The organism is Streptomyces niveiscabiei, from assembly GCF_001419795.1.
GTDB classification, from domain to species: domain Bacteria; phylum Actinomycetota; class Actinomycetes; order Streptomycetales; family Streptomycetaceae; genus Streptomyces; species Streptomyces niveiscabiei.
Map to the genome: position 1 here is coordinate 380 of NZ_LIRL01000735.1, position 2,872 is coordinate 3,251.

Below are 2,872 nucleotides of genomic sequence, written 5' to 3' on the forward strand. Positions count from 1 at the left end.
CTCCCGCTGAGCTAATCGTCCGGGAGAAACCACGATCCGAAGATCATGGCCAGTGCGCGATACTGGGATTGAACCAGTGACCTCTTCCGTGTCAGGGAAGCGCTCTCCCGCTGAGCTAATCGCGCGGGGAAGCCTTGCGGCTTCAGTGGACGATACTGGGATTGAACCAGTGACCTCTTCCGTGTCAGGGAAGCGCTCTCCCGCTGAGCTAATCGTCCTTGGAGGTGGAGACGGGATTTGAACCCGTGTAGACGGCTTTGCAGGCCGTTGCCTCGCCTCTCGGCCACTCCACCAGGAGTGCAGGGGTTCGGGAAGATCCCCTTGCTTTCCTTCGAGCGGACGACGAGGCTCGAACTCGCGACCTCAACCTTGGCAAGGTTGCGCTCTACCAACTGAGCTACGTCCGCTTGTCTTTCCCGGCCCGCTTGCGCGTCCCGGCGACGTGTTGAACTCTAGCGGATTCCCGGGCCAGCACAAAAACGCGTTTGCGCAGCGTGCTGCCCCTGGTAGCCGAACCGCCCAGCTCAGGCCCCCTTGCCGACACCCGGACCTAGACTCGACCCGTGCCTCACCTGCCTCCCCTCGCCCGCTTCGGCACCCGCGTCGCCACCGGTCTCCTGGACGTCACGAGCGACCCCGCCGCCCTGGAGTCCAGCGGTTTCTGGGCTGTCGCCGCCGACTTCGAGGGCCGTCTGACCTGCGCCCGCTTCGCCGATGTACGCCGCGAACCGGTCCCCGCGCCGGTGCCGGGCGCCTGGCGCGGACCGGCGGAGGGGGACTGGACGTCGTCCTTGGACCGGGCCGCGTACACGGCGGGCGTCCGGCGTATCCGCGAGCACATAGCCGCCGGCCGCGTCTACCAGGCGAACCTCTGCCGGGTGCTGTCCGCGCCGGTCCCCGAGGACGCCGACGTCGACGCCCTCACCGCCCTCCTCGCCCTCGGCAACCCGGCGCCGTACGCGGGCACGATCCGCCTCCCCGGGCACGGCGTGCAGATCGCCACCGCCTCCCCGGAACTCTTCCTGCGCCGCGCCGGCCGCGCGATCCTCTCCGGCCCCATCAAGGGCACCGGCCGTACCGAGGCCGACCTCCTGGAGAAGGACTACGCCGAGAACGTCATGATCGTGGACCTCGTCCGCAACGACATCGGCCAGGTCTGTACGACGGGCAGCGTCACCGTCCCCGACCTGTGCGCGGTGGAGAAGCACCCCGGCCTCGTCCACCTCGTCTCGACCGTCGCCGGCGAACTGCGCCCCGGCGCCGGCTGGCCCGAGCTCCTCGCCGCCGCCTTCCCGCCCGGCTCCGTCACCGGCGCCCCCAAGTCCAGCGCCCTCAGGATCATCGATGCCCTGGAGACCGCGCCGCGCGGCCCCTACTGCGGCGGCGTCGGCTGGGTCGACGCCGACCGGGGGACCGGTGAACTCGCCGTCGGCATCCGGACGTTCTGGATCGACGGGGGCCTGCTGAAGTTCGGCACGGGCGCCGGGATCACCTGGGGCTCAGACCCCGAGGGCGAGTGGCGGGAGACCGAACTGAAGGCGTCCCGGCTGCTCGCGGTAGCGTCGGGGGAGTACGACGGCTGACGAAACCCGCGAGGTGGCACCGGTGAAACTCTGGCTCGACGGCGGACTGAAGGACATCGACGACGCGCGCGTCTCCGTCCTCGACCACGGACTGACCGTGGGCGACGGCATCTTCGAGACCCTGAAGACGACCGAGGGGCGCCCCTTCGCGCTCACCCGCCACCTCGACCGCCTCACCCGCTCCGCCCGGGGCCTGGGCCTGCCCGACCCCGACCACGACGAGATCCGTACGGCCTGCGCGGCCGTCCTCGCCGCCAACCCCATGCCGCTCGGCCGCCTGCGCATCACCTACACCGGCGGGCAGGGCCCCCTCGGCTCCGACCGCGGCGCCCACGGCACGACCCTCGTCGTCGCCCTCGGCGAGACGGCCCGCCGCGCCGACACGACCGCCGCGGTCACGGTCCCCTGGACCCGCAACGAACGCGGCGCCCTCACCGGCCTCAAGACCACCTCGTACGCCGAGAACGTCGTCGCCCTCTCCCGCGCGCACGACCAGGGCGCCACCGAGGCGCTCTTCGCCAACACGGTCGGCGCGCTCTGCGAAGGCACCGGCTCCAACGTCTTCGTCGTCCTCGACGGCGAGCTCCACACCCCGCCGCTCGCCTCCGGCTGCCTCGCCGGGATCACCCGCGAACTGGTCGTCGAGTGGACCGGCGCCCACGAGACCGACCTCCCCCTCGACGTCCTCGAACGCGCCGACGAGATCTTCCTGACGTCCACCCTCCGGGACGTCCAGGCGGTCCACCGCGTGGACGCGCGCGAGCTGCCCGGGACGCCGGGGCCGGTGACGGCGAAGGCGATGCGGGTGTTCACGGAACGGGCGGCGGACGACCTCGACCCGTGAGCTGCCCCGTAATTGAGCTGCTCAGAGGACCTGCGACGGGTAGAAATTCGGCATGACCACGACTCTGCGCCCCACCGAGCCGCTCCAGCGCGAACCCGGCCCCGCCGGACGGCTCTCACGCCGCTACCAGGTGTGCGTGAACAGCCGCCCCGTCGGCACGCTCCTCCTCGGCACGCACCCCGGCTTCGGCCCCACGATCGCCCGCATCGAGGAACTCCACATCGACGAGGCCGACCGCCACCGAGGCCGCGCGACGGTCGCCGCGCTCGCAGCGGAGGAGGTGGCGCGCGGGTGGGGCTGCCGGTCCATCGAGGTGTACGTCCCCGTCGAGCGCGGCACCGACCCGGCGACCGTCCCCGGCATCCGCCTCGCCACCGCCCTCGGCTACGTCCTGCGCAACCGCGGCATGGAGAAACCCCTCGGCGCGACCGCCCCGGCCCTCCCG

3 protein-coding genes and 4 tRNA genes are annotated in these 2,872 nt (G+C 71.7%); 3 read left to right on the forward strand and 4 right to left on the reverse strand.

Annotated elements, in window-relative coordinates; translation table 11 throughout:
* Nucleotides 1-53: 53 nt before the first annotated feature.
* From AOK24_RS32200 to AOK24_RS32215, 4 genes are all read right to left on the reverse strand, one after another.
* A tRNA-Val gene (locus AOK24_RS32200) sits at nt 54-125 on the reverse strand.
* Between the two features lie 21 nt (nt 126-146).
* A tRNA-Val gene (locus tag AOK24_RS32205) sits at nt 147-218 on the reverse strand.
* Nucleotide 219: 1 nt separating this feature from the next.
* Nucleotides 220-293, reverse strand: a tRNA-Cys gene (locus AOK24_RS32210).
* Nucleotides 294-334: 41 nt separating this feature from the next.
* A tRNA-Gly gene (locus tag AOK24_RS32215) sits at nt 335-407 on the reverse strand.
* A gap of 156 nt (nt 408-563) precedes the next feature.
* Between AOK24_RS32215 and AOK24_RS32220 the strand changes: the two genes are divergently transcribed.
* The 3 genes from AOK24_RS32220 to AOK24_RS32230 form a co-directional block, all read left to right on the forward strand.
* Complete coding sequence (locus AOK24_RS32220; protein ID WP_055723562.1) at nt 564-1,583, forward strand: chorismate-binding protein; 1,020 nt, start codon at nt 564-566, stop codon at nt 1,581-1,583.
* Between the two features lie 22 nt (nt 1,584-1,605).
* Nucleotides 1,606-2,427, forward strand: a complete 822-nt coding sequence (locus AOK24_RS32225; protein WP_055723563.1) for an aminotransferase class IV — start codon at nt 1,606-1,608, stop codon at nt 2,425-2,427.
* Nucleotides 2,428-2,479: 52 nt separating this feature from the next.
* A partial coding sequence (locus tag AOK24_RS32230; protein ID WP_159052050.1) for a GNAT family N-acetyltransferase occupies nt 2,480-2,872 on the forward strand: 393 nt, incomplete at its 3' end.